Raw genomic sequence first — 24,077 nt, forward strand, 5'->3', positions numbered from 1 at the left:
TTCCGGTTTGGAAGCGCATTAACCCTTGAGGGCCGACAGGAACGGGTTGGCGAAGGTGAAGAACAGGGCCAAACCCACGCCGATCATGGTCACGGCGTCCAACAAACCGGCGACAATGAACATTTTCACTTGCAGCATCGGCACCATTTCCGGCTGGCGGGCCGCGCCTTCCAAGAACTTGCCGCCCAGGAGGCCAAAGCCGATGGCGGTGCCCAGAGCGCCCATGCCCAGAATGATACCGACGGCGATGGCGGTCAGACCTTGAACGCTAGCGATAGATGCGATTTCCATTTTTCTCCTCCAGAACGAGAGTGTGTGGGTTAAGTTAAATAGGGATTAGTGATCTTCGTGGGCCAAGCTCAAATAGACGATGGTCAGCACCATGAATATGAAAGCTTGCAGGGTAATAATCAGGATATGGAATACCGCCCAGGGGAAACTCAGCAAGGGCTGGATAAACCAAGGCAGCAAGGCGATGAGGATGAAGATCAACTCGCCCGCATACATATTGCCGAAAAGTCGCAGCGCGAGAGAAACCGGACGGGCGATTTCTTCCACAACTTTGAGCAAAAGGTTGAAAGGAATCATCCATTTCCCGAACGGGGTTAACGCTAATTCCTTGGCGAAACCTATCGGACCCTTGACCTTGACGCTATAGAACAGGATCAAGAAGAACACCGAGATGGACATGCCGAAAGTCGCGTTCAAATCGGTGCTGGGCACGACACGCATATATTCGAGTCCCATCGCCGAACCGATCAGCGGCAGCAAATCGACAGGGATCAAGTCCATAAAGTTCATGAGCCAAATCCACACGAAAATCGTGAGGGACAGCGGGGCGATGACTTTGCTATCACCGTGGAAGGCATCCTTGACTTGGCCGTCCACGAACTCGACCAGCATTTCCGCGAAATTCTGCAAGGGTCCGGGAACGCCGGTGGTCGCTTCCACCGCGGCTTTGCGGAATAAAATCAAGAAGAAAGCGCCTAGCGCGGCGGAGAAGAAGAGGGTATCCCAATGGAAGGTCCAGAAGCCTTCGCCGGAAGACAGGGGGGTCAAGTGATGGACGATGTAGCCGGTGGCTCCGCCAGAACCGTGTGCCTCGGTTGCCATAGTATTCTCTCTATAATCCTTAACCACGCGCCAAAAGCGCAAACCAAAATACCGCTAATACCGATCCGAAGCCGGTGAATAACGGGGCAAACATAATATCAGGCAATTGGAAGATGAAAACAAACAGTACGGCGGTTGTAATTAATTTTATGGTTTCGCCGTAGTAGAACCGTTTTACGATGTCCTTGGCCGTCCGGGTGGAATCGGGTGATCCGAATTTGACGGCGAAGTAAGCGTTCGGCAGGAAAGCGGTCATACCGCCCAAAAATGCCGATCTGGCGGGCATCCAACCCCACACGGCCCAGACCACAAGGGTAATCAGGGCGACCGCTAATAACTGCATTCGGAGTATCCATCCCACAACAGGGAAGAGGGAATTCGGACCCATTCAGCTTACCCGATGCAAATTCCGACGTATGCTATCAACCGCACTTGTAAAGATCAATGCGCGTGGTATTCAACGGAGTCTTTCCAGAACGCCTTCCAGTTGATCGAGGCTATCGTATTGGATGATGAGCTTGCCGGTCCCTTGTTTGCCATGGCGGATCGAGACCGGGGCACCGATGCTCATGGCGATGTTTTCTTCCAATTGGCGGATATCAGGGTCTTTGGGCGCGGGCGGCTTGGGTGCGGACTTGATGCCTGCTTTGGCTTGTTGCACCAGGGCTTCGGTGGCGCGGACGCTGAGTTGCTTGGCCGCGACCTGCTGGGCTATATCCGCTTGTAGCGCCGTATCCAGGCCGAGCAAGGCGCGGGCATGACCCATTTCCAGAGAACCGGCCAGCAATAGCTGTTTGACTTCGGGATGCAGTTCGTTCAGGCGCAGCAAATTGGTCACGGCGGCCCGCGACTTGCCCACGGCGTCGGCGAGTTGCTGATGGGTCATGCCGTATTCGTCGAGCAGGCGCTTGAGCGCCTCGGCCTCTTCCAAAGGATTCAGGTCTTGGCGCTGGATGTTCTCGATCAAGGCGATGGCCATCGCCGCCTGGTCGGTCACGTCGCGCACCACCACCGGCACTTCCCGCAGCCCGGCCAATTGCGCGGCCCGCCAGCGGCGTTCGCCGGCGATGATCTCGTAGCGGCCCTCACCCACGGTACGGGCCACCACCGGCTGTACCAAGCCCTGGGCGCTGATGGAATCGGCCAACTCTTGGAGTTTGGCCGGGTCGATGTCCTTGCGGGGCTGAAACCGGCTGGGCTGTAATCGCTCCACCGCCACCGTCTTCATTTTTTCCAGGGCCACCACTTCCAATTGGGTACCACCCCCACCGAGCAAGGCGTCCAGCCCCCGGCCTAATCCTCGTTTTTTCACGCTCATAGTGTTTGGCGTTTGAATGAATCCGCAGTCGTGGCGAGCCGCCGCATAATATGCTATAGCCAGGAAACCCTATAATAGGCGGCGGATTGAATAAGCCGACGGCTTTCCAATCTTCCAAGCCCATCGTCCGCTAGCGCATTTTCACGTTATTTGTAGAGTGGGACGTATTCCGTGCCCACCAGGATAGCTAGGAAGCGGTGTGCATAGGTACATGCCCACCCTACGACCGAGCACATACCCAAATCGAAATACCCTAGCACACCATATTTTTGACGAAACGCTCAAAAGCTTTGATATTCACCAGAACATTCCGCTTATTGTAAAGCTTGCCCTGATGCTTCCAGCCTGCGTAATCCGGTTTAGGAAATTCTTTATCCTCGGCAATGAACGCACCGTACTCAAAACCCAAGGCATTGCTCAACACCCAATAAGCGCGGGTAGCGCAGAGCGGCGGAAGAATCTCCCCGACCCTGGTATTCTTAGGGCCGCAGAATAGGATGTTGGTCAACCCCGCGCCATGAACCCCGATCACCGCATTGGCGCTCTTGAATATGGCCACCTGTTCGGCGAACCTGAAATCTTCCAAAAACACGGTTTTGAAATCATATTTTTCGAGAACCTTGTTCACTTCGTCTTGATTGAGAATTTTCCTGGTAAGCGCCTTGTTCCTGGAAATAAAAATCCTTTGCCCAACTCCAGCCGGAGCCGGTTGGGAAGGTTCTGCGCCGCCCTCCGTCTCGACAAAGGATTTCCGCAGGAAATCGATAGCCCAAGGTGCGCCTACATGGGCGGGATGCCTCAAGCCACTGTGCTTGATTTTGAACGAATTACTGGAAACATATAGCTCTGGAATTCTTATCGATATTTTCCTAACGCCCTTCTTGGCCATATCCAAGAATGGACTGAACACCCGCCTACCCAACTTCGCAAACACATCCTCTACATATTGATTACGGGAGAAACAAAGATAAATATCGGGCTTCACCGACTCAAACAAAGGTATTCTGGTTATCTTATCCAATAAAAAATGACAAACATTGAAGATATTGAATTTGTCATCTATAAGCGCCAAACGCCCGGAATCGAAATCCTGGACTTCATCCAAAATGAACGGCTCGGTACCATGACTGAATTTGAGATTCCTATCCTGATCGAAGATATAAAACTTTATATTGCTTCTATTGGTACAGTCCGCAGATAAAATAGCCGATGGAATAAAGTGCAGCTCAACACTAGGCACATCCCCGGTTTTGGTAGAAAAAATATAGTGTTCGCCTCCAGACACCGGCGCGGACAAATTGAAAGTCCGAGGGGGAACCACTAGGATAGAGCTATCTGCCGTCATAAGAATATTTTCCACCTGTAAAATCAATCATGAAGTCCATAGCCAAAACCTGCCGACTTAAATTTCGATACCCAGCATAGCAAGCTACATTTTATTGGCTTTCATGCCCGTCTAGATAGTCATCCTCGATATACCGATTGCCACTGTCGCCACTTCTGGCCCTGGAACCCATATCTTCATGCAAGATATACCATAACAAGCCAACTCCAACCACAGGGAAAAACCAAATAAACCATATCGAAGCCTTTTTTTGTAAAGGCTCAAATAGTTCACTACGAGCCGTAGCGATTGTGACCATTATATTTGCGACGACCAGCAGTAACGCCAAAAAAGCGATTAAAGCACTGATAATCATATCATCCACCCCGGAAAATCCAGCCGGGATAACTTCAAAGCCGGTTTTGCCTGCCCAATCGTGGGCTAAACAGCGAGCGATTCAGCGTCCAATCAAGCCGCGCTCTTAGCGCCCTTCCCTGCTTTGGCCTTTCCTTGGTTACGCCGCGCAATTTCCCCGGCCAAGGCCAGATAGGCAAGCGCCCCCTTGGAAGCCTTGTCATACTTCATCACCGGCAAGCCATGGCTAGGTGCTTCGGCCAATCGGATATTACGTGGAATCACCGTGCGGAAAACCTGCTCGCCGAAATGCTCCAATAATTGCTCGGATACCTCCCCGGCCAAGCGGCTGCGGGTATCGTGCATGGTCCTCAGCAAGCCTTCGATCTGCAAATGTGGATTCACGGTTTCGCGCACATTCCGCAAGGTATCCATCAAGTCAGATAAGCCTTCCAGCGCGTAGTATTCGCATTGCACCGGAATCAGCACGCTATCCGCCGCCACCAGGGCGTTCAAAGTCAGGATATTCAGCGAAGGCGGGCAATCGATGACGACGAAGTGATACTCGGCGCGGGTGATCGCCAAGGCATCGGTCAGGGCGCATTCGCGGCGGTCGCGCTGCATCAATTCCACTTGGGCGGCGGTCAGGTCGGAATTGCCGGGCAGCACGTCCAAGCCGACCTCCTTGATGGAAAGAATGGCGTCGCGGGCATGGACCTGGCCCGATAGCACCTCGTAGGCCGAGGGCGACACGGTTTTCTTATTCACGCCGCAACCCATGGTCGCGTTGCCCTGCGGGTCCAGATCGACCAGCAACACCTTGTGCCGGGTCGCCGCCAGCGAGGCCGCGAGATTGACGCTGGTGGTGGTCTTGCCCACACCGCCTTTTTGGTTGGCTACCGCGATGATTTTTCCCATTAGCTATCCGCCATGATTTCGACCAAATGCCGCTCCACGTCCAGACCCGGAATCGCCAGCTTATGGACGCGGACGCCGCGGCCCTTGAGGGTTTCGATTTCTTGCTGGGGCCAAACGCCCTTTTGCGCCAGAATCCGGCCACTGGGGGCCAATAGCCGCGCCGTGGTCGCCACGATGTCTCCCAAACTGGCGAAGGCGCGGGCCAGCACGGTGTCGAACCCCCGTTCGGGGCGGTATTGTTCCACCCGCGCCGTGATGACGTCCACGTTTTTCAGCCCGAGTTCGATGACGGCCTGTTGCACGAAACGGGTTTTTTTGGCGTTGCTGTCGAGCAGGGCGAAGGCTTTATCCGGGCACAGGATCGCCAGGGGAATGCCGGGCAAACCCGCGCCGGTGCCCACGTCGAGGATGGTTTTACCATGCAGATAAGGCGTGGCGGTCAGGCTGTCCAGCAAATGCAGGTCCACCGCCGTATTGAGGTCGCGGATGGCGGTGAGGTTGTAGGTGCGGTTCCATTTCTGCATTAGATTCAGGAAAGCCAGCAGCTTAGTCCGCTGTCCAGGGGTATGGGATAACGCGAGGGTTTCCATGCCCGCGGCGAGGCGGCGGTCGAGGGTTTCCATGCTCAGGCGCTCAGCTTCTTGATATGCACCAACAGCAAGGAAATCGCCGCCGGGGTCACCCCAGGAATCCGCGCCGCCTGCCCCACGGTTTCCGGGCGCTGTTGCCTGAGCTTGTCGCGCACCTCGGCGGACAGGCCGACCACGTTGGCGTAATCGAATTGCTCGGGCAAGCGCCAATGCTCATAGCGGCGGGTGCGGTCGATTTCGGCCTGCTGGCGGTCGATGTAGCCCTGATACTTGGCCTGGATTTCCACTTGTTCCAAAGCCTGCGGATCGTTCACCGCCGCCAGCGCCGGGCAGATATCGCGCAGATGTTCGGCACGGACTTCCGGGCGGCGCAGCAATTCGAGCAAGCGGGCTTCGCGGGTCAAGGGACTGGTCAGGATCGGTTCCAGGCTCAAAGCCTCGGGCGAATTAGGGCGGATTTCCCGTTCGGCCAGCTCGGTTTGCATCCTGGCAATCGCCGCTTGCTTGGCCTCGAACCGCCGCCAATGTTCGTCCTCCACCACGCCCAGTTCGCGGCCCTTGGGCGTCAGGCGCAAATCGGCGTTGTCCTCGCGCAGCAGCAGCCGGTATTCGGCGCGGCTGGTGAACATGCGGTAAGGCTCGGACGTGCCACGGGTGATGAGGTCGTCGATCATCACGCCCATGTAAGCCTCGTCGCGGCTGGGGGACCAGGATTCGCGGCCCTGGGCCTTGAGCGCGGCGTTCAGCCCGGCGATCAAGCCTTGGGCGGCAGCTTCCTCATAACCCGTCGTGCCGTTGATCTGGCCCGCAAAGAACAGGCCGTCCATGGGCTTGGTTTCCAGCGAGGCTTTCAAATCGCGGGGATCGAAGAAATCGTATTCGATGGCGTAGCCGGGCCGGGTGATATGGGCGTTCTCGAAACCCCGGATCGAGCGCACCAGCGCATATTGCACATCGAACGGCAAGCTGGTGGAAATGCCGTTCGGATAGATTTCATGGGTTTCCAACCCTTCCGGCTCGACGAAAATCTGGTGCGAATCCTTGTCGGCGAAACGCACGATCTTGTCCTCGATGGACGGGCAATAGCGCGGCCCCACGCCTTCGATCACGCCCGTGTACATGGGCGAGCGATCCAGCCCGCCATGGATGATATCGTGGGTGCGTCCGTTGGTGCGGGTGATGAAACAGGACACCTGCCGGGGATGCTGTTCCGGCGCACCCAGGAAGGAAAACACCGGCACCGGATCGTCGCCCGGCTGCGCTTCCATCACCGAGTAATCGAGGGTGCGCCCATCGATGCGCGGCGGCGTGCCGGTCTTGAGCCGCGCCACCCGGAACGGCAATTCCCGCAGGCGCAACGCCAAAGCGTTCGAGGCCGGATCGCCCGCCCGGCCCCCTTCGTAATTTTCGAGGCCCACATGGATGCGCCCGGCCAGGAACGTCCCCACCGTCAGCACCACGCACCGCGCCCGGAATTTCAAACCCATCTGGGTCACGACGCCCGCAGCCTTGCCCTGTTCGACGATGAGGTCGGCCACTTGCTGCTGGAACAGGGCGAGATTGGGCTGGGTTTCCAGCTTGCGGCGCACCACGGCCTTGTACAAGGCGCGGTCGGCTTGGGCGCGGGTGGCGCGGACCGCCGGACCTTTGCTGGCGTTCAACACCCGGAAATGGATGCCGGCCCGGTCCGCCGCCTGGGCCATGAAGCCGCCGAGGGCGTCGATTTCCTTGACCAGATGGCCCTTGCCGATACCGCCGATGGCGGGATTGCAACTCATCTGGCCCAGGGTTTCGATGCTCTGGGTCAGGAGCAGGGTTTTCGCGCCGACGCGGGCCGAGGCCAGGGCCGCTTCGGTCCCGGCGTGACCGCCGCCGACCACGATGACATCGAAGGTTTCGGAGAAGAACATGGTGGGAAAGCGCGTGGCGCTGGGTGGTGCTGGATAGAAGCCGCCTAGCTTACACCATTGCAAGCGGAATCGGCGTCCCGGCCCCGCCACCGATCCTCAGTGGGAAGACCCCGCCGCCCGGCGCAGGCTGGCATGTTCGGGCGCGTTCAACCAAGACATAGTAAGCGTTGAGCCGTTCCAGCGTGGCGAAGTCCAGCCTTTCCACCCAATCGCCGGGCAGCAGGTCGGCGACCATTTCGGGGTGGGAGAATAGGAGTTTGTAGGTGTGGTCATGGTCCATGGAGGGAATTTACCAAGGCGGAACATCGGTCCTGGCTTCGAGAGGGAGTGGGTACAGGCTTCGCCGACACCTATGTAAAATATAAGAGTCGCCCATGCAAGATTGATCTCAACTTTTGGCTTGAACCATGACAACTCCCCTCCGTTGGCTGCATCTCTCCGACTTCCATGTGGGCAAGGACAATTACGCGCAGCGGCGTTTGTTCGACAAACTCATCGCCCATGTGAAAGAACAAAAACAAGCCGGATTCGTTCCCGATTTGATCTTCATCACCGGCGATATCGCCAACAAGGGGCTGAAGGCCGAGTACGAGGATTTTCGGAAAGGCTTTTTCTCGCCTTTGCAGGAAGCTCTGGGAGGGTCGGCATGGAATGGCAAGATTTTCACCGTGCCCGGCAATCACGACGTGGACCGCTCTAAAAACGCGACGTTTGACCGGATCAAAGCCGCAAACTCCGAAACCAAGTTCTTCGAACCTTCCAAAACAGGAAGATCGGCGCGGGACGTGGTTTTGCCCAGATTCGGCCAATACCAAAAACTCGCGCCCGGCGATGTTTCACCCAGTTGGGTGAAATCCGATGAAGGCGCTTTTGCCGAAACTGTGGAAATCCAGGGCCGGAAAATCGGCGTCGTGGGACTCAATACCGCGTGGCTCGCCATGGACGAGCACGACAAGGACAAACTCACACCCGGCTATGAATTGGCCGAAACGGCGTTGAAAAAAACCGAAGGCTGTCATGCCCGCTTCGTGCTGGGTCATCACCCGCTGCGTTGGTTGATCGAAGATCAGGAGCGGCGCTTGCGTACCCTGTTCGGTCGCCATCGGGTGATTTACCTGCACGGCCACATGCACCGGGCGGAAAGTCGCCCGGAGGACGGCGCGGGTGAATCCTTCCTGGTCGTCCAAGCGGGCGCGGCGTTCCAGGCCCACGACAGCGATATATGGAAAAACGGCCTGCTATGGGGCGAGTTGGATTTTGCCCAAAACGAAGTGCGGCTGAGTCCCCGGTTTTGGAATCCCGACAATATGGATTGGCCAGTCGAAACCGGGCGGTTTCCCGAGATTCGCAAGGTGCCGGGCAATGGCGAATGGTGGCGCTATCCCCTGCCGATGCCGGAAGCCGCCCAACCCGCCCCATGGCAAGCCCCGCAAGGCTGGGAAGTATTGGATTTCACCGCGTTGGTGCGCCGGGAAATATCCGCCGAAGAAGCCAGCCGCTTTTTCGACGGTGCCGAGCCGGATTGGGCGCTGGCCCTGTGCCCGGATTTGCCGCGCCGGGCGGTGGTGGGGGCTTTGGTGGACAAGATCGCCGCCTACCCAAGCCAGGAGCGGCCCTTGGTGGTGTTGCTGACCGGGCCGGGGGGCGAAGGTAAATCCATGGCTTTGCGGCAAGCCGTGGTCGATGCGCTGGAACGCGAGCCTAAGCTGCGGGTGTTGTGGCGGAACGATGATGAAGCGGTCTTGACCGCCGAGCTTTTGCGCAGCCTGCCCAAGCACGGAACGCCCTGGCTGATCGCCACCGACACGGCGGATTTGCTGACTAAGAAGCTCTCAAACCTGCCGGAGGTATTGAAAAACGCCGGGCGTGGCGATGTGCGCCTGTTGTTGGCGGCGCGGGATAGCGACTGGCGGGCGGCGGGTGGCCTCGGCCTAGATTGGCGGCGCTCCGCCGAATTCGCCGAAGTCGTCTTGAGCGGCTTGAGCGAAACCGATGCGGCGGATATCGCCGGGGCGTGGCTGCAATTCGCCACAGTGGATGGCGATATCGACGGCGCGGCCAACCCGTCCGATTTGAGCCGCCAGTTGTTCCAAGCGGCGAAAGCCGAAGCCGCCCAGGGCGAGGGCGCATTGCTGGGCGGCGTGCTGAAGGTCCGCAAAGGCGATGGTTTGCGTGCCCATGTGCGTAGCCTGCTGGACCGCTTGAGCGAAACCAAGCTGGCGGGCGGTGGTTCGCTGTATCTGGCCTTTGCCTATATCGCCGCCATGCACGCCGAGGGCTTGCGTTTCCTATCGCGCCCGGTGTTGGCCGAAGCTTTGGGCTGTTCGACCGGGGATTTGCACAAGACCGTGCTGCATCCCTTGGGACGCGAGGCGGCGGCGGGTGGCGGTACGGTGCTGCTGACCCGTCACCATCGGATTGCCGAGTTGGCGGTTGCGGTGATGCGGGAGGATATTGGAGAAGAAATGGGCGGATTTTACGAAGCCTTGGCGAGCGCGGCTTTGAGTGCTAAATCCAAAGGGGTCTACGTCTATGAGTTGCCGCGCTGGGATTTCGACTTTCCCAACCATTTCCTTGCCCAACAGCAACCCGAGCTTGCCATCCGCATAGGCCGGGTCTTGCTGGACAAAGACCCGGAAAATAACAAGCTAGCAGTCAACTTGGCGCGTATCTACCGCAAAGCCAACGAACCCGGAGAAGGTGCCCGCGTACTGGCCGGATTCACCGGGGAAGTCGGCGATAACCGGGGCTTTTGGTACGAATGGGCCACCTGTGCCGGTGGCGCGGACAATCACGCGCTGAACGCATGGCTAAGCGGTTGGTCGCTGGCGGACCAGACCGGGGCGGCGGCACCGGATGACTACGATGCCAAATTAACCCTCGCCGGGCTGGGAGTCGCCTTTGCCGAACTGTACCCGCGTTATCACGACCGGGCTTTTGTCGAAGCCCGCATGGCGGTGGCGCAACTGGGCTTGCGCTTGCACTTGGATGATAAAACCCGTGGCTATTTCGAGAAGTATCTTGCCGAAGCCCAAGCGGCGGGCGCTAAACCCACCGAATTGCCAGAAGCCTTCGCCCGCCTGCAAACGGGACTGATCCGCGCTTGGGAAAACAGCGCCGAGCGGGAGAGCTTCCTGGCGCGGATTCCGCCGCCGGGAGCCATGGGCTTCGCGGGCTTGCGGCGGCTGTTCGGGCTGGCTTGACAGACCCGGTGTGAACAAAATGAAAGACGAATACGATTTCTCCCAAGCCGAACAAGGCAAATTTTTCGTACCCGCCGAGGCGATCCAAATCCCGGTCTATCTCGACCCGGATATCGCCCAATTCCTGGGCCAGAAATGCGGGGGCGGGGCCGACGCCCTGCAAACGATGGTCAACGACCGGCTCAGGAAAGATATCGAAATCGCCCGGTGGGTCGCGGCCTGATTCCGTTCAAGCCCCGCTCACACTCAACCAAGCCTTGATCTCCTTCTCTTCCGGCGGATTCAAGCGCACATCCAACAGGTAGATACGCTTATCCGGCAACCCCGCCTGGTTCACCAGATAATCGCGGATGACCTCGGCGCGGGCCTGGGCCAACAGCCGCAATTCCAGTTCGCTGACATTCCATTGTTCCAACACCCGCCGCTTGGCCGCGTTGAAGGTCGCGCCTTCCAGGCTGGGTTCCTGGCCGCTGGGCGGTGCCACCACGGCGGGCACAGGCGCTTGCCGCTGCCGGTAATAGCGGCTGAACAAACGCCGATAATCCTCGTCCGACAAATCCAAGCCCTCGGTCTGCGCCACCCGCCGGCCCAAGGCCCGCAATTCCGCCGCCCGGTCGCTGCGCAACTGCTTCAACAGCGCGGCCTCGGCCAGGGCCATGCGGTCCTGCACCGGATCGGCGCTGCCCTTGATGTTGAGCTTGAGTTCGGGCCGTTCCTTGAGCGCCGCCGCGACCTTGTCGAGTTCGCCCTTTTCGTCCGCCGACAACTCGGCATCCCCGGCCCGGAACCGCACGGTACTCAGCTTCTCGTCGCCGCCGCCGACCAGGTTGCCCAGCAAACTGAAAGGCGAACCCACCAGCTTGGTCAACATCTGCTGCACGGCGGTCGAGTACAGGTTGCCCAGGCTGAATTGGGGATTGCTCAAATCGCCGCTGATGGGCAGGTCGATATCGATCTTCCCCGCCGAATCCTTGAGCAAAGCCACCGCCATATCCACCGGCAGGCTGGTCGCGGTCGGGCTTTCGACCCGCTCGCCCAGGACGAGTTGATCCAGCACCATCCGGTTGGACACCTCCAGCTTGGACGCTTTGAGCTTATAGCGCAGGTCCATATCCAGCTTGCCCTTTTCGATGCGGTAGCCGGCGAACTTGCCGGAATAGGGCGAGAGCGTGGTGAGGTTCACGCCGCGGAATTCCAGGCTCACATCGGTGTTGTCCTTGAAATGGGCGGGTTGTAGCTGGCCGTAGAGCTTGGCCGGGGCACTCTGGTTGATATGGCCTTCCAACAACCATTCGGCCTTGGCGTTCTCCTGCGAGGACAGGCCGCGGATATTGCCGTTGAGGTCGCGGATTTGGGTGGCGAAACTGGGATTCAAGGTCAGGTCGCTGAAATCCATATGGGCATCGACCACCCGCACCGAGCCGATGACATAGGACCAGGGCGCGGTGGGGGCGGCGGCTTGCCTGGGCGGCGGCAGCGCGGCTTGGGCTGGCGTTTCCGCGGGCGGGACGATGAGGTCGCGGGTCAGGTTCAAAGCGCCGTCCGGGCCGATGAACACCTTGGAATAGGATTGGTCGGCGGTGATGCTGCGGATACTGGCGCGGCGCTGGGCGGTGCCGACCACCACGCCGTCGAACTTGAGCGAATGCCAGCGCAGCAAATCCTGGTTTTCGCGCCGGTCCACGGCGGTGAAATCGACGATATCGAACGCCCCGGAATAATCCACCGCGATATCCTTATCCTGGCGCACCACCAAATCGCCCCACAGGTTCAAGCGGCCCCGCGCCAAATTGAAACCGACGAATTTCTCCCAATAGGGCTGCACCGAACGCAGCCACAGCTTGTCCACGCCGAAGCGCATTTCCGATTTCAAGGGGAACAATTGGGCCTGGCCGTCCACTTCGATCTTGCCTTGTTCACCCAGGCCGGTGTTCAGCAGGAATTGGAACTCCTGGCCGGGTTCGGTGGAAAAACCATCCATGCGTAGATGGGCCGGGTCGAGGCGGATGCGGACCGGGGTGGCGGGGGTTTCGTCGCGGAAACCCAGGGTGTAGCCGGTGAGCCGGAATTGATCGACCCGGACGCGCCAAGGGTCCGGCGGCGGGGACGCACCGGCCCGGTCGCCGGAAGACGGGGCGGACGGCGCGTCGGGCAATCCCGGCACCTTCAATTCGCCCGTGGCGGTGCGGCGCAGGCCGATTTCGCCTTGGTCGGTGGTGAGCGTGCCGATATCCACCACCCGGCGTTTGAGCGACACTTCCACATCAGCGATTTTCAAGGAGCCGATGCGGACGCGGAGCGGGATTTCGCGCTTGGCTGCGGCGACCGGGGTTTCGGATGCGGCGGCGGGGTTGGGCTTGCCCTCGGCCGCGTTGGATGCCGCTTTCCGCTCCGAATCCTGGCCCGCCGCCCGCCATCGGTCGCTGGCCGCTTCCTGGTCGGCGATGGCTTCGTCCAGGGCAGCGGATTTCAGCTTGAGGCTTTGTTCGGCCACGGCGTAGGTCAAACCCCCGGCGCTGAACTGGCCGAGGCTGGCCCAGGGCGTGTCGAGGCTTTGCAGCGCCACGACATCCAGACCCAAGCTTTGTTGCGGCAGGGCGTAGGCCAGCTTGCCCAGCGTGAGTTGGCCGAGTTGGATGCCTTGCGGGGTGCTGGCGGTGGCGAGCCGGGCCGATTCCAAGGTCAACTTGCGGTCGGCCAGGGTGAAGGCCAGCTTCCCGGCGTCCAGATGGGCGAACTTGGCCCAGGTCGAATCGACGTTTTCGACCTGGATCGAATCGAGGTCCAGGCACTGCGCGGCCCCGGCGTAGCGCAGTCCGGCCAGCTTCAATCCGCCGAGCTTGATGACGGCCCCGCCCGCGCCGGTCGCGGTGGCCGCGAGGTTGGTGCCGACGACCTCCCCGGCTTTGAGGTCGATGGCTGGTTTATCCCCGGCAGCGGCGCTGAATTCAACCTGGAAACCCAGTTTGCCCGAAGTCAGCCGCCACGGCAGGGCCGGGGCCAGCCCGCCCACCCAAACCGCCAAATCCAAATCCCGCGCTTCCAACTTGCCCGCCGTGCCGAACGGTGCCAGCGCCAGCGTACCGCCGATGCTCAGGGTTTCCCGCTGGGAGGTCGTGGCGGAGAACTCGAAATGGGCGGGATTTTGGGTGGTGGAGCCCAGGTTTTCCAGGTCGAGGCGGATATCGCCCAGGCTGATGACGAAAGGTGCCGGGCCGGAAATATCGCGGTATTCGATCCGGCCCCGCGCTAGCGTGAAATGGGTCAGCAGGAATGGGAATCCTCCGCCGACACTGGGCTTGCCCTCATCCGGCGGCACCAAGGCCAGGAGATTGAGCCGGCCATCGGCCCCGCGCTGGAGGTGGACCGAGAGCGCATCCAGCTTGAGTTCGAGCGTGGCGGCGCGTTGGCCCAAGGAACCCAGGCCCGCCAGATCGGCCTCCAAACGACCCAGTCCGATCAAAGGCCGACCTTCCTTGTCCTTGAGCGCGAAGCCCTTCAGCACCAGCCGCAAGGCGAAGGGATCGAAGGCGACGGATTGGGCGCTGAGTCCGACGTTCAGGCGGGTGGACAGCCGGGGCAGGACTTGGGCGCGGACCAGCCAGGGCGTCAGGTAAAACCCGGCCAAGGCATACAAGCCCAACGGCACCAACAGCCCTAGGCTCCAAAGCATGAGTTTCCGCTGTTTCGTGGTCGGCTTGAACACGGGCCGCTCCGGCAAGTTGGGGGAGGAGGTGTCGATTTTACCGCCAGTCGCCCCCAACGTAGCCGGAGTTCAAAGCTTGCCTTGGAGACCCGCATCACCAAAACCAGCCCTGGACTCCGACCGTAGGGCCGGGCTTGGTTTTAAGTCAGTTTTAAGACCCAGGCTTTATCGTGTTCCCATCGCGAATCGTATCGCGCCTTAATCCATCGAATGGAGGTGAATATGCCTACCCAAACCCTGCGCCATAGCTTGATCGCCGCCGCCATCGCCGGTGTCCTGGTGGCGGGCTATGCCCGTTTCGGCGGCGATAGCCCGCAGCCCGCTTCGGCGACCGCGACTCCGCCCGCGCAAATCGCCGCCGCGCCGGTCCCCGCCGCCGCCCCGACCGTGACCCTGCCCGACTTCGGCAGCATCGTCCGCCAGAGCAGCCCGGCGGTGGTGAACATCAGCGTCAGCGGCACCACCAAGGTCAGCGCCCGCGACATCCCGCAGCTCGACCCCAACGACCCGTTCTCGCAATTCTTCCGTCGCTTCCAACCGCCCCAGGCCGAAACGCCGATGCACGGCATGGGTTCGGGCTTCATCGTGCGGCCCGATGGCGTGATCCTGACCAATGCCCATGTGGTGGAGGGCGCGTCGGAAGTCACGGTGAAGCTGGTGGACAAGCGCGAGTTCAGCGCCAAGGTCGTCGGCGTCGACAAGCCCACCGACACGGCGGTGCTGAAGATCGAAGCCCAGGATTTGCCCACGCTGAAACTGGGCAGCCCGACCCAGACCGGCGTCGGCGATTGGGTGCTGGCGATAGGCTCGCCCTTCGGCTTCGAGAACAGCGTCACCGCCGGGATCGTGTCGGCCAAGTCGCGCTCGCTGCCGGAAGAAGGCTATGTGCCCTTCATCCAGACCGACGTGGCGGTGAATCCCGGCAATTCCGGCGGGCCGTTGCTCAACACCCAGGGCGAGGTGATCGGCATCAATTCGCAGATTTACAGCCGCACCGGGGGCTACCAGGGCTTGTCGTTCGCCATCCCCATCGATGTCGCTCTCAAGGTCGAACAGCAATTGCTCGACCATGGCAAGGTCAGCCGGGGCCGTTTGGGCGTGGGGGTGCAGGATATGAACCAAGCCCTGGCCGATTCCTTCGGCCTGTCCAGGCCGGAAGGCGCCCTGGTCGATATGGTGCCGGAGGACGGCCCGGCGGCGCGGGCGGGGGTCAAGGCCGGCGATATCATCGTCGCCCTGAACGGCCAGCCGATCCACGATTCCAGGGAATTGCCGCCCTTGGTGGCCGATCTCAAGCCGGGTTCGGAGGCCAAGCTGACCCTCTGGCGCGATGGCCAAAACGAAGAAGTGGCGCTCAAGGTCGGCGAATTGCAAGAACCCGCCCAGGCCAGTGCCGAACCCACCGAGGCCAAGGGCCGCTTGGGGTTGGCGGTGCGCCCCTTGAGCCCGGAGGAACATCGGCAGGCCGATATCAAGGGCGGCTTGGTGGTGGAACGGGTGGCCGGCCCCGCCGCCAAGGCCGGCATCGCGCCGGGCGATGTGGTGTTGGCGGTGAACGGCCAGCCCATCAACGACGCCGGGCAATTGCGCGAACTCGCCGCCAAGGCGGGCAAACATCTGGCCCTCTTGATCCAACGCGGCGAGGCGACGATGTTCGTACCGCTGGATTTGGGCTGAACGGTTGAGGCGTGGGCCAGGGACGGCCCGCGCCATTCCCATGTGGACCAATAACGACCGGAGCGGTCCGGGCCACCCCGCCATCTTTCCTCCCGCGAGCGGATGAATTTCATCCCAGCGTGCAATCTTTCCTCCTGCCGCACCTCGAAATCGCTTCCCTCAACGCCCATATCGGCGGATTATCGAAACAATCAGCAAATCTTGTTGGTGATTGTCAACCCGACCCCTATGATTGCAGCTTCCGTTCCTGGCACCCAAGGCCGGGCAAGGATTCCCACGAACCTCCCAGGAGGATCAACATGTTCAGCAAATTCACTTCGAGCCTGAAACTCCATCTCCCAGAGTTGAGACTGCCCGAGTTCGAGCTGCCGAGCTTCAATCTACCGGCTATCGGCCTGCCCCAACTCTCCACAGCGGATTGCCAGACCCTGGCGGTGCTGGGTTTCTTCGCCACGCTACTGGCCCTTGAAGCCCCGTCTTCCCGCGCCGAGCGCCGCCCCCAGGTCTACCGGCAGTCGTACCTCGCCAACCTCGGCACCTTCTTCCTCAACGACACCTTACTGTCGCTGCTGTCGGTGTCCTCGCTGTGGCTGGTGGCCGAGCATTACGCGGGCTGGGGCTTGTTGAGCGGCCTGCGCGACTCGTTTTGGAAAGCGGCGCTGTCGTTCCTGTTGTTGGACCTGACCTTGTATGGCTGGCACCGCGCCAACCATACGTTCGACTGGCTGTGGCTGTTCCACAAGGTCCACCACAGCGACCCGGCCATGAACGTCACCACGGCTTTCCGCCTGCATATCGTGGAAGTGCTGCTGACGACCCTGGTGAAGGCGCTGTTCATCGTAGTGGTGGGCGTGGATGCCACCCTGGTGCTGGCGAACGAGGCCATCATCACCGTGTTCGTGATGTTCCATCACAGCAATCTGGCGTTCCGGGGCGAACGCTGGCTCGCGCATATCGCCATCGTGCCCGCCCTGCACCGGGTGCATCACTCGGCCCGGCGCGAAGAACACGACCATAACTATGGCTTCGTGCTGTCGCTATGGGATGCCTGGTTCGGCACCCTGGCCGACACCCGGCCCGCCGCAATGGGCCTGCGCGGTGTGGATGGGCAGAACGCCTGGCAATTGCTGAAATTCGGTTTCACCTGGCGGACCACGCCGCGGCCGTCCCCGCTCGCCAAGCCCCAGCCGCCGCGCGGGAGCCTGCTGGATGTGGTGAAATTCGGCCTGAGCCCCGCCCATGCGCCCAAGCTGCCGAATCCCTCCGCCTTGCAGGCCATGATCGCGGAGGCGGCCTATTTCCGGGCCGAAAAACGCGGTTTCGCGCCCGGCGACGAATTCCACGATTGGGTGGAAGCCGAACGGGAAATCCTGCGGCACCTGGCCCACCGCTGAACTTCAACCCACAGCGGTCCGCGGCACCGGAGCTGGCCGGGCATGGCATCCCGTCCCGGCCAGCCACTAAACTAGCGCCCTCATCCACCTCTCCCACGGGATACCTTCCATGACCACCGTCCGCAAATCCGCCACCCTGCTTTCCAGTGTCGTCCTGGGCTTCGCGCTCTCCGGCTGCGCGGGCCTCGGGGGATTGACCCAACAACTCAGCACGCTCAAGGAACCCAAGGTCTCGCTGGCCGGGCTGTCGATCAAGGACATCAGCCTGACCGAACCGAGCTTCCTGGTGAAGCTCAAGGTGGAAAACCCCAACGACTTGAACGTCAACCTGGACGGGGCCGATGTGAGCCTGGCCCTGAACGGCCAGCCGGTGGCGACCGGCATCAGCCGCAGCCCGCTGACCCTGGTCAAGCGGGGCGCTTCGACCATGGATGTGGAGGTGAAGGCCAATACCCTGGGCGTGCTACAGCAAATCATGCAGCTCGAATCCAAGGGCGGGGTGCAATACGGTGTCAGCGGCCATTTGAACCTGCTGAACTGGCTGGGCGCCTTGGGAAAAGTGCCCTTCAATTTCCAAGGTTCGGTGGACAAGGCCACGCTGTTGAAAGGCGCGGAGGGTTTGGGCGGCTTGGGGAAGTTATTGTTGCGCTAGGGCATTTCCGGTTTGGGGGTGCACGGTCCTCAGCGTAGCCCACCCTTTACGGGCCGCCGCGGTGGGCACGGGATACGCGCCCACCTCACCAACAGCCCTGGGCACGGGCGGCCCCGGTGCCCGGCCCTTTCATCAGCGGGACAGCGCCTCGTAGTTGGCCTTGTCGCGTTCGTACAGGTCTTCCAGCCGGTCGCAGGTGGGGCGGCCCGGCTCGCGGTTCTGGATGCAGGTGTCGTATTCGCGCTTGGATTCCTCCAGGCGGTCGGCGGCTTCCTCGGCGGTCAGGCCGGGCGGTGGCGGCGGATAGTGCTTGCCCAGGAGGGCGCAGCCGCCCAACAGGACGGCGATAGCGCCGGTCAATATCAGCTTCTTGTGCATGAATCCCCCTTTGGATGGATCGGGTGTCGTTGTCTGCGGCCAGGGGCAGGGTAGACGGCGGCGCGGGGCTTTGGCAAGGCGCGGCTATTTCGGCCTGGCCACCAAGACCTTACCCACGTCCAAATGCAAGTTGTAGAGGACAAAGGCCGAGACCTCGCGTTTTTCCATCAAGGCCACGGTGCCGACACCCGGCGCGAAGAAACGGTATTGCACATCGTCGAGTTCGGCGGGACCGACCCGGCCCGCGAAGCTCGATTTGATCACCACCGCGTCGAAGCTACCGAACGGCACCACCAACCGGCACGCGCCCAGATAGCGGTAGACCACATCCAATTCCCCCTCGTGTACCGGCTCCGGGCTGTCATCCTCGTAGACGCGGACCTTCATGCGCTGCCGCCGCTCCTGTCCGGGGGCCAAACCCTTGAGCAACAGGGGTTCGGGCGGGGCGTAGCGGGTCGTGGCCGCATCGCGGACTTCCCGCACCCCGGTCAGGTACACGCCATCGGCGCGGGACTCGACGAAGCCGGTTTCCTCGCCGCCGGCATCGTAGCGCCAGCGCGGGCCTTGCTCTCCGCGGCCCTCGTGGCTCCAGCGGTAAGGTTCGGCGGGATGGCCCTTCGCGCCCGTGCGGATTTGATAGGTCCACACCCCCGGCGCGAAGGCGAGGTAATGGGCGGGATCGGCGATCACCGGCGCGGGCACCGGCTTGCCCAGGACGCCCCGGCCCAGGGCGCGTTCTATCGCCGCGCGGTCGGCGGGCGGCAGGGTCAGGACCGGGCCGGTCTCGGCGGCGGCACCTGGGGGCATCATGGCCAAAGCCGCCAATAACAGCGCGGTCCCGGCCTGGAAGGGCGCATTCATAGGCAATACCCGGTGGGATTCACACTTTCAGCCGATAACCCACGCCCGATTCGGTAAGGAAATATTCGGGCTTGGCCGGATCGGCCTCCAGCTTCTGGCGGAGTTGGCTCATGTAGATGCGGAGGTAATGGGCGTTGTCCAGGGCGTTCGGACCCCAGACTTCCTTGAGGATTTGATGGTGGGTCAAGACCTTGCCCGCGTGTTTGACCAAGACCCCGAGCAAGCGGTACTGGATCGGGGTGAGATGGACTTCCTCGCCGTCGCGGTAGACCAAGCGCTTGCCCAAATCGACCTTGAGCTTGCCCGTGGTGAACACCCCGTCCTTGGCATAACCCGCCCCGGTGTTCAGATGGCGCAGCGCCACCCGGATGCGGGCCAGCAATTCCCCCAGCCCGAACGGCTTGGTCAGGTAATCGTCGGCCCCGGCGTCCAAGGCGTCGATCTTGTCCTGCTCGGCGCTGCGGGCCGATAGCACGATAATCGGCAGGGGACTCCATTCCCGCAAGGCCCGCACCACCTCGATGCCCTCCATGTCCGGCAGGCCCAAATCCAGGATGACCAGATCGGGCTTGCGCATCCCGGCCTCGACCAAGCCTTGCTTCCCGCTATCCGCCTCGAACACCTGGAAACCATGGCTGGACAGGCCGGTGCGCAGGAATCTACGGATCGGCGGATCGTCCTCGATGACGACGATGGCGGGGTTGGCTTTGCTCATGGCGGCGGCCTAGGCTTCCTCCTCGGGCAGCGGGGGCGGCGGGGTTTGGTCCTGCATCAGGGTGAAGGAGAACACCGCCCCGCCGCGGGGCCGGTTGCGGGCGCGGATATAGCCGCCATGGGACTCGACGATAGCCCGGCAAATCGCCAGCCCCAAGCCCACGCCGCTCTGGGCGCTTTCCCGGTCCACCTGGTAGAACTTCTCGAACAATTGCTCCTCCTGCCCGCGTGGGATGCCCGGCCCCCGGTCGGCCACCTCGACCGTGAGGGTGAAGTCCGATTTCTCGGCGGAGATTTCGATGGGGCTGTCGGGCGGAGTATACCGCGCCACGTTTTCCAGGAGGTTGGTCAGGACCTGCTCGATCATCACCGCGTCCACATGCACCAAGGGCATATGCGGCGGCAGCTTGACCTCGACCTCGCGGCCCTCCAAGCGCTTGCCCAGGCGGTTCAACACGGTGCCGATGATTTCCTCCAGCATGTGCCATTGGCGGTTGAGCCGGGCCGCGCCGGCGTCCAGCCGCGCCATGTCGAGGATGTTATCGATCAGGCGCGACATGCGCAGGGCTTCGTCGTGGATGGTGCGGCTGAGTTCGCGGCGGTCTTCCGGCTTGAGGCCGGAGCCGTTCTCGATCAGGGCGCTGGCCGAACCGACGATGGTGGCGAGCGGCGTCCTGAGGTCGTGGGAAATCGAACTGAGCAGGGAATTCCTGAGGCTCTCGGCCTCCATCTGCACGGCGGCGGTGCGGGCCTGCTCGGCCAGGCGCACCCGCTCGATGGCCTGGACGATCTGGCCGGTGAAGGTTTCCAGCAGCTTGCGTTGCTCGGGCAGGAACACCCGCCGCAGGTTGGCCGGTTGCACCACCAACACGCCCAGCACCTTGTCGCCCGCCGCCAGCGGGAAATAGATGGCGTTGGCCCCGGCCAGGGTATTGGTGCCCAGCCCGGCCAGTTCGTTGTGGTCGTAGACCCACTGCGCCACGCTCAAATCGCAGCCTTCCAGCGATTCTTCCTGCTTGCGGCCCACCGGGTAGACGATGCGGCCTTCCTCGTCGGCGAACAGGATGATGTTCTTGCCGCCGAATTCGCCGTGGATATGGCGCACCGCGCAGCCGACGATCTCCTCCTCGGAACGGCTGGCCGACAGTTCCTTGCTGATGGCGAACAAGGCCGTCGCCCGCCGTTCGCGGTGCCCCGCCACCTTGGCCTGATAGCGCACATGGGACATCAGATGGCTGGTCACCACCGCCACCACCAGCATGGCGAGCAAGGTGATGAGGTATTGGCTGTCCGACACCTTGAAGCTGTAGTACGGCGTCACGAACAGGAAATCCACCGACAGCACGCTCAACACCGAGGCCAGCACCGAGGGGCCGCGCCCGTAGCGGGTGGCGATCACGATCACCCCGACCAGATAGATCATCACCAGGTTGGCGAGGTCGAAACTGCCGCGCATCAGGGCGGCGATCCCGCTACAGAGCGCGGTGACGGCCAAGCTCCAGCCATAGCCGGCGTAGCTGGTGTGGCGGCGGCGGTTGACCGGATCGTTCATTCCCGGCGGCGGCGGCTTGCGGAACAGGACCGGCGCCTCCTCGACCTCCTCGCCTTGGGGCAGGCTGCCGGGGCGGGGGCTGCCGAGCAGATAGAGGTTGATGTTATGGGCCTCGGCGATGAGGACATCGACCACCGAACCCAACAGCCAGCGCCGCCAGCCGCGCCGGGTCGGCTTGCCCATCACGATCTTGGTGACATTGCGCTCCCTGGCGAATTTGAGGAGGGCGGTACTCATCTCGGGGGCGCTAAGGGTGACGGTCTCCGCGCCGAGTTGCTCGGCCATGCGCAACACCCGCAGCACCAAATCGCGGCGCTCGGCGGGCAGGCGCTGAAGCTCGGGGGTTTCGACATAGGCCACGATCCAGTTGGCCCGGAGGCTGGTGGCGAAACGCTTGCCGGCCCGCACCAGCCGCTCGGCCAGGGGCGTATGGCCGACGCAGACCAGGATCAACTCCCCGACCTGCCAGACATCGCGGATGGCGTGGTCCTCGCGGTAATCGCGCATCTGGGCATCGACCCGGCTGGCGGTCTGGCGCAGGGCCAGTTCCCGCAGCGCCATCAGATTACCCTTGCGGAAGAAATTCTCGGTGGCGCGCTGGGCCTGTTCGCGCAGGTAGACCTTGCCTTCCTTGAGCCGCTCCAGCAATTCGCCGGGCGGCAGGTCCACCAGCTCCACCTCGTCCGCCGCCTCGAACACGGTGTCGGGCACGGTTTCCCACACCCGGATACCGGCGATCTGGCCCACATCGTCGTTGAGGCTTTCGAGGTGCTGGACGTTCAGCGTGGTGTAGACATCGATCCCGGCGTCCAGCAATTCCTCGATATCCTGCCAGCGCTTGGGATGGCGCGAGCCGGGGGCGTTGCTGTGGGCCAATTCATCGACCAGGATCAAGGCCGGTTTGCGCTTGAGGGCGGCGTCGAGGTCGAATTCGCGCAAGGTGGTGCCGCGGTATTCGATGGCCTGGTGCGGCAACACCGCCAAGCCTTTCAGGAGGGCGGCGGTTTCCTTGCGGCCATGGGTCTCCACCAAACCGGCCAGGACGTTGATACCCTCGGCGCGGCGTTCGCGGGCGGCCAGCAGCATGGCATAGGTCTTCCCCACCCCGGCGGCGGCCCCGAAGAAAATCTTCAGCCGACCGCGGCGGGCCTTGGCTTCGTCGCGTTCGACCTTGGCGAGCAAGGCATCGGGATCGGGGCGTTCGGAACTCATGAGGGAGGTTCTCACAGGGTGGATGGCGGGCGGGACGCCCAGGTTAGCGGGCTTCGGTCTTGAGCGCCCCGCAACGCTCGCAGCGGTAGGCCGTGACCAGCCTGCCCTGCTTCACGTCGAACACCTTGTCCTTGTCCACCTTCCAGCGATGGAAGCCGCTACGGCAAAGGGTGGTGTCGGGTTTCTTGGCGGCCTTGGGTTTGCGGAAGGGGAGGATATCGGCCATGGCTCAGGGCGGGGGCAGGATGGCCCGGAAGGTGAGGTTGATGCGCGGGGCGCGTATTCCCGGCTGCCGCGGAACGCGGTGCCGCCAATGATGCTGCAACATCCCACCCATCAGGAGCAAGCCGCCATGGGCCAGGGGTAAATTCAGTATTTCGCGGCTCCGGTTGTGGCGCAGGTCGAAGCGGCGTTCGGCCCCGAAGCTCAGGGAAGCGATGAACGGCCAGGGTCCCAATTCCGGTTCCCGGTCGGCGTGCCAACCCATGGCGTCCTCGCCATCGCGGTAGAGATTGCCCAGCACGCTGTTGAAGCGCCGAGCGCAACGGGACTCGACCCGCTGTCTGAGCAGCGCGAGTCCGGGAGTCCAAGGTTCGGGGGCATGATCCACGCCGGCGTAGCGGTAATGGGCTTCCGCATCGCCATACCAGCACACGAGGCGCGGCACCGGCACGGCGCGGCCCGCGACGACGATGGACTCCGTCCGCCACGCCAATCCGGCCAGGAGGGTTTCCAGCCAGTGGTCGGCCTCCGCCGCGGGGATGAACTGTTCGAGGTAATAAAGCTCGCCATCCTGGCGGGCGAGATTGGGGCCGAAGCTATCCGCCGCGCTCAAACCGGACGCGCCCACGGGCCGGCGTGGCGGGATGCCGGGGTTTGGCCCGGCGCTTGGATGCGACTTATAATCCGGCGACCCCCACAAGGGCCAAGTTCCCGGCGGACCCGGCCCTGGGGCCGATTGCAACCAGCCAATATCGCTAAGAGGGTGAATGCCATGGCAACGATAGTCCTACAGGTAACCGGCATGAAATGCGGCGGATGCGAGAATACGGTCAAGACGGCGGTATCGGCCCTGGCCGGGGTCGCCGCGGTCACGCCCTCCTTCAAGGCCAACACGGTGGAAGTCGATTACGACGAGGCGCAAACCGACCCCGAAACCATCAAGCAGGCCATCCAGGGCAAAGGCTTCGCCGTCGCCTGA

23 protein-coding genes are annotated in these 24,077 nt (G+C 62.0%); 6 read left to right on the forward strand and 17 right to left on the reverse strand.

Annotated features, from left to right (window positions below):
- Nucleotides 1–18: 18 nt before the first annotated feature.
- The 10 genes from atpE to B9N93_RS25900 all read right to left on the reverse strand — a co-directional run bounded on the left by atpE (nt 19) and on the right by B9N93_RS25900 (nt 7,807).
- Entirely contained in the window at nt 19–291 is a 273-nt protein-coding gene (atpE, locus tag B9N93_RS00255) for a F0F1 ATP synthase subunit C (protein ID WP_085209794.1), read from the reverse strand.
- 45 nt (nt 292–336) lie between these two features.
- The gene (gene atpB / locus B9N93_RS00260; RefSeq protein WP_085209795.1) at nt 337–1,113 is read right to left on the reverse strand and encodes a F0F1 ATP synthase subunit A; all 777 of its coding nucleotides are present in this window, start codon (nt 1,111–1,113) and stop codon (nt 337–339) included.
- Nucleotides 1,114–1,132: 19 nt separating this feature from the next.
- Nucleotides 1,133–1,456 (reverse strand): ATP synthase subunit I, encoded by a 324-nt coding sequence (locus B9N93_RS00265; protein WP_176225069.1) that lies wholly within the window; start codon nt 1,454–1,456, stop codon nt 1,133–1,135.
- 114 nt (nt 1,457–1,570) lie between these two features.
- Nucleotides 1,571–2,431, reverse strand: a complete 861-nt coding sequence (locus B9N93_RS00270; protein ID WP_085209799.1) for a ParB/RepB/Spo0J family partition protein — start codon at nt 2,429–2,431, stop codon at nt 1,571–1,573.
- A gap of 253 nt (nt 2,432–2,684) precedes the next feature.
- Nucleotides 2,685–3,776: a glycosyltransferase family 61 protein gene (locus B9N93_RS00275; protein ID WP_085209801.1), complete on the reverse strand. Its 1,092-nt coding sequence runs from the start codon at nt 3,774–3,776 to the stop codon at nt 2,685–2,687.
- Nucleotides 3,777–3,867: 91 nt separating this feature from the next.
- The gene (locus B9N93_RS00280) at nt 3,868–4,131 is read right to left on the reverse strand and encodes a hypothetical protein (RefSeq protein WP_125468774.1); all 264 of its coding nucleotides are present in this window, start codon (nt 4,129–4,131) and stop codon (nt 3,868–3,870) included.
- 92 nt (nt 4,132–4,223) lie between these two features.
- Nucleotides 4,224–5,027, reverse strand: coding sequence for a ParA family protein (locus B9N93_RS00285; protein WP_085209805.1), 804 nt, complete (start codon nt 5,025–5,027; stop codon nt 4,224–4,226).
- Nucleotides 5,027–5,650: a 16S rRNA (guanine(527)-N(7))-methyltransferase RsmG gene (rsmG, locus tag B9N93_RS00290; protein ID WP_085209807.1), complete on the reverse strand. Its 624-nt coding sequence runs from the start codon at nt 5,648–5,650 to the stop codon at nt 5,027–5,029. Before rsmG ends, B9N93_RS00285 begins: the two co-directional genes overlap by 1 nt.
- A 2-nt stretch (nt 5,651–5,652) precedes the next feature.
- The gene (gene mnmG / locus B9N93_RS00295) at nt 5,653–7,527 is read right to left on the reverse strand and encodes a tRNA uridine-5-carboxymethylaminomethyl(34) synthesis enzyme MnmG (protein ID WP_085209809.1); all 1,875 of its coding nucleotides are present in this window, start codon (nt 7,525–7,527) and stop codon (nt 5,653–5,655) included.
- Nucleotides 7,528–7,576: 49 nt separating this feature from the next.
- Entirely contained in the window at nt 7,577–7,807 is a 231-nt protein-coding gene (locus B9N93_RS25900) for a hypothetical protein (protein ID WP_085209811.1), read from the reverse strand.
- 127 nt (nt 7,808–7,934) lie between these two features.
- On the opposite strand from B9N93_RS25900, the gene B9N93_RS00305 reads away from it, so the two are divergent.
- Together B9N93_RS00305 and B9N93_RS00310 are read left to right on the forward strand one after the other, a co-directional pair.
- A complete protein-coding gene (locus B9N93_RS00305) occupies nt 7,935–10,730 on the forward strand; it encodes a metallophosphoesterase family protein (protein WP_085209813.1) in 2,796 nt (931 codons plus the stop codon).
- Nucleotides 10,731–10,749: 19 nt separating this feature from the next.
- Nucleotides 10,750–10,953: a hypothetical protein gene (locus B9N93_RS00310; RefSeq protein WP_085209814.1), complete on the forward strand. Its 204-nt coding sequence runs from the start codon at nt 10,750–10,752 to the stop codon at nt 10,951–10,953.
- Nucleotides 10,954–10,959: 6 nt separating this feature from the next.
- On the opposite strand, the gene B9N93_RS00315 is transcribed toward B9N93_RS00310, so the two are convergent.
- On the reverse strand, nt 10,960–14,436 hold the full coding sequence (locus B9N93_RS00315) for a DUF748 domain-containing protein (RefSeq protein WP_439897110.1): 3,477 nt from the start codon (nt 14,434–14,436) through the stop codon (nt 10,960–10,962).
- Between the two features lie 222 nt (nt 14,437–14,658).
- Here B9N93_RS00315 and B9N93_RS00320 point away from each other — a divergent pair, with 222 nt between their 5' ends.
- The 3 genes from B9N93_RS00320 to B9N93_RS00330 all read left to right on the forward strand — a co-directional run bounded on the left by B9N93_RS00320 (nt 14,659) and on the right by B9N93_RS00330 (nt 18,159).
- Nucleotides 14,659–16,113 (forward strand): DegQ family serine endoprotease, encoded by a 1,455-nt coding sequence (locus B9N93_RS00320; protein ID WP_085216120.1) that lies wholly within the window; start codon nt 14,659–14,661, stop codon nt 16,111–16,113.
- A 299-nt stretch (nt 16,114–16,412) separates the two neighbouring features.
- On the forward strand, nt 16,413–17,507 hold the full coding sequence (locus tag B9N93_RS00325; protein ID WP_085209819.1) for a sterol desaturase family protein: 1,095 nt from the start codon (nt 16,413–16,415) through the stop codon (nt 17,505–17,507).
- A 109-nt stretch (nt 17,508–17,616) separates the two neighbouring features.
- Nucleotides 17,617–18,159 carry an LEA/WHy family protein gene (locus tag B9N93_RS00330; protein ID WP_085209821.1) on the forward strand — a complete coding sequence of 181 codons (543 nt, stop codon included), beginning with the start codon at nt 17,617–17,619 and terminating at the stop codon, nt 18,157–18,159.
- Nucleotides 18,160–18,291: 132 nt separating this feature from the next.
- On the opposite strand, the gene B9N93_RS00335 is transcribed toward B9N93_RS00330, so the two are convergent.
- The 6 genes from B9N93_RS00335 to B9N93_RS00360 form a co-directional block, all read right to left on the reverse strand.
- Complete coding sequence (locus B9N93_RS00335) at nt 18,292–18,537, reverse strand: YdgH/BhsA/McbA family protein (protein ID WP_085209823.1); 246 nt, start codon at nt 18,535–18,537, stop codon at nt 18,292–18,294.
- Nucleotides 18,538–18,621: 84 nt separating this feature from the next.
- Nucleotides 18,622–19,398, reverse strand: coding sequence for a hypothetical protein (locus B9N93_RS00340; protein ID WP_085209825.1), 777 nt, complete (start codon nt 19,396–19,398; stop codon nt 18,622–18,624).
- 19 nt (nt 19,399–19,417) lie between these two features.
- Nucleotides 19,418–20,113 (reverse strand): response regulator, encoded by a 696-nt coding sequence (locus tag B9N93_RS00345; RefSeq protein ID WP_085209828.1) that lies wholly within the window; start codon nt 20,111–20,113, stop codon nt 19,418–19,420.
- A gap of 9 nt (nt 20,114–20,122) precedes the next feature.
- Nucleotides 20,123–22,876, reverse strand: coding sequence for a sensor histidine kinase (locus B9N93_RS00350; protein WP_085209831.1), 2,754 nt, complete (start codon nt 22,874–22,876; stop codon nt 20,123–20,125).
- 43 nt (nt 22,877–22,919) lie between these two features.
- Nucleotides 22,920–23,102: a hypothetical protein gene (locus B9N93_RS00355; RefSeq protein WP_085209833.1), complete on the reverse strand. Its 183-nt coding sequence runs from the start codon at nt 23,100–23,102 to the stop codon at nt 22,920–22,922.
- Between the two features lie 3 nt (nt 23,103–23,105).
- Nucleotides 23,106–23,711, reverse strand: coding sequence for an alpha-ketoglutarate-dependent dioxygenase AlkB family protein (locus B9N93_RS00360; RefSeq protein WP_085216121.1), 606 nt, complete (start codon nt 23,709–23,711; stop codon nt 23,106–23,108).
- 159 nt (nt 23,712–23,870) lie between these two features.
- Between B9N93_RS00360 and B9N93_RS00365 the strand changes: the two genes are divergently transcribed.
- On the forward strand, nt 23,871–24,077 hold the full coding sequence (locus tag B9N93_RS00365; RefSeq protein WP_085209834.1) for a heavy-metal-associated domain-containing protein: 207 nt from the start codon (nt 23,871–23,873) through the stop codon (nt 24,075–24,077).

The sequence above is a fragment of the Methylomagnum ishizawai genome (assembly GCF_900155475.1).
In the GTDB taxonomy this organism is placed as follows: Bacteria; Pseudomonadota; Gammaproteobacteria; order Methylococcales; family Methylococcaceae; genus Methylomagnum; species Methylomagnum ishizawai_A.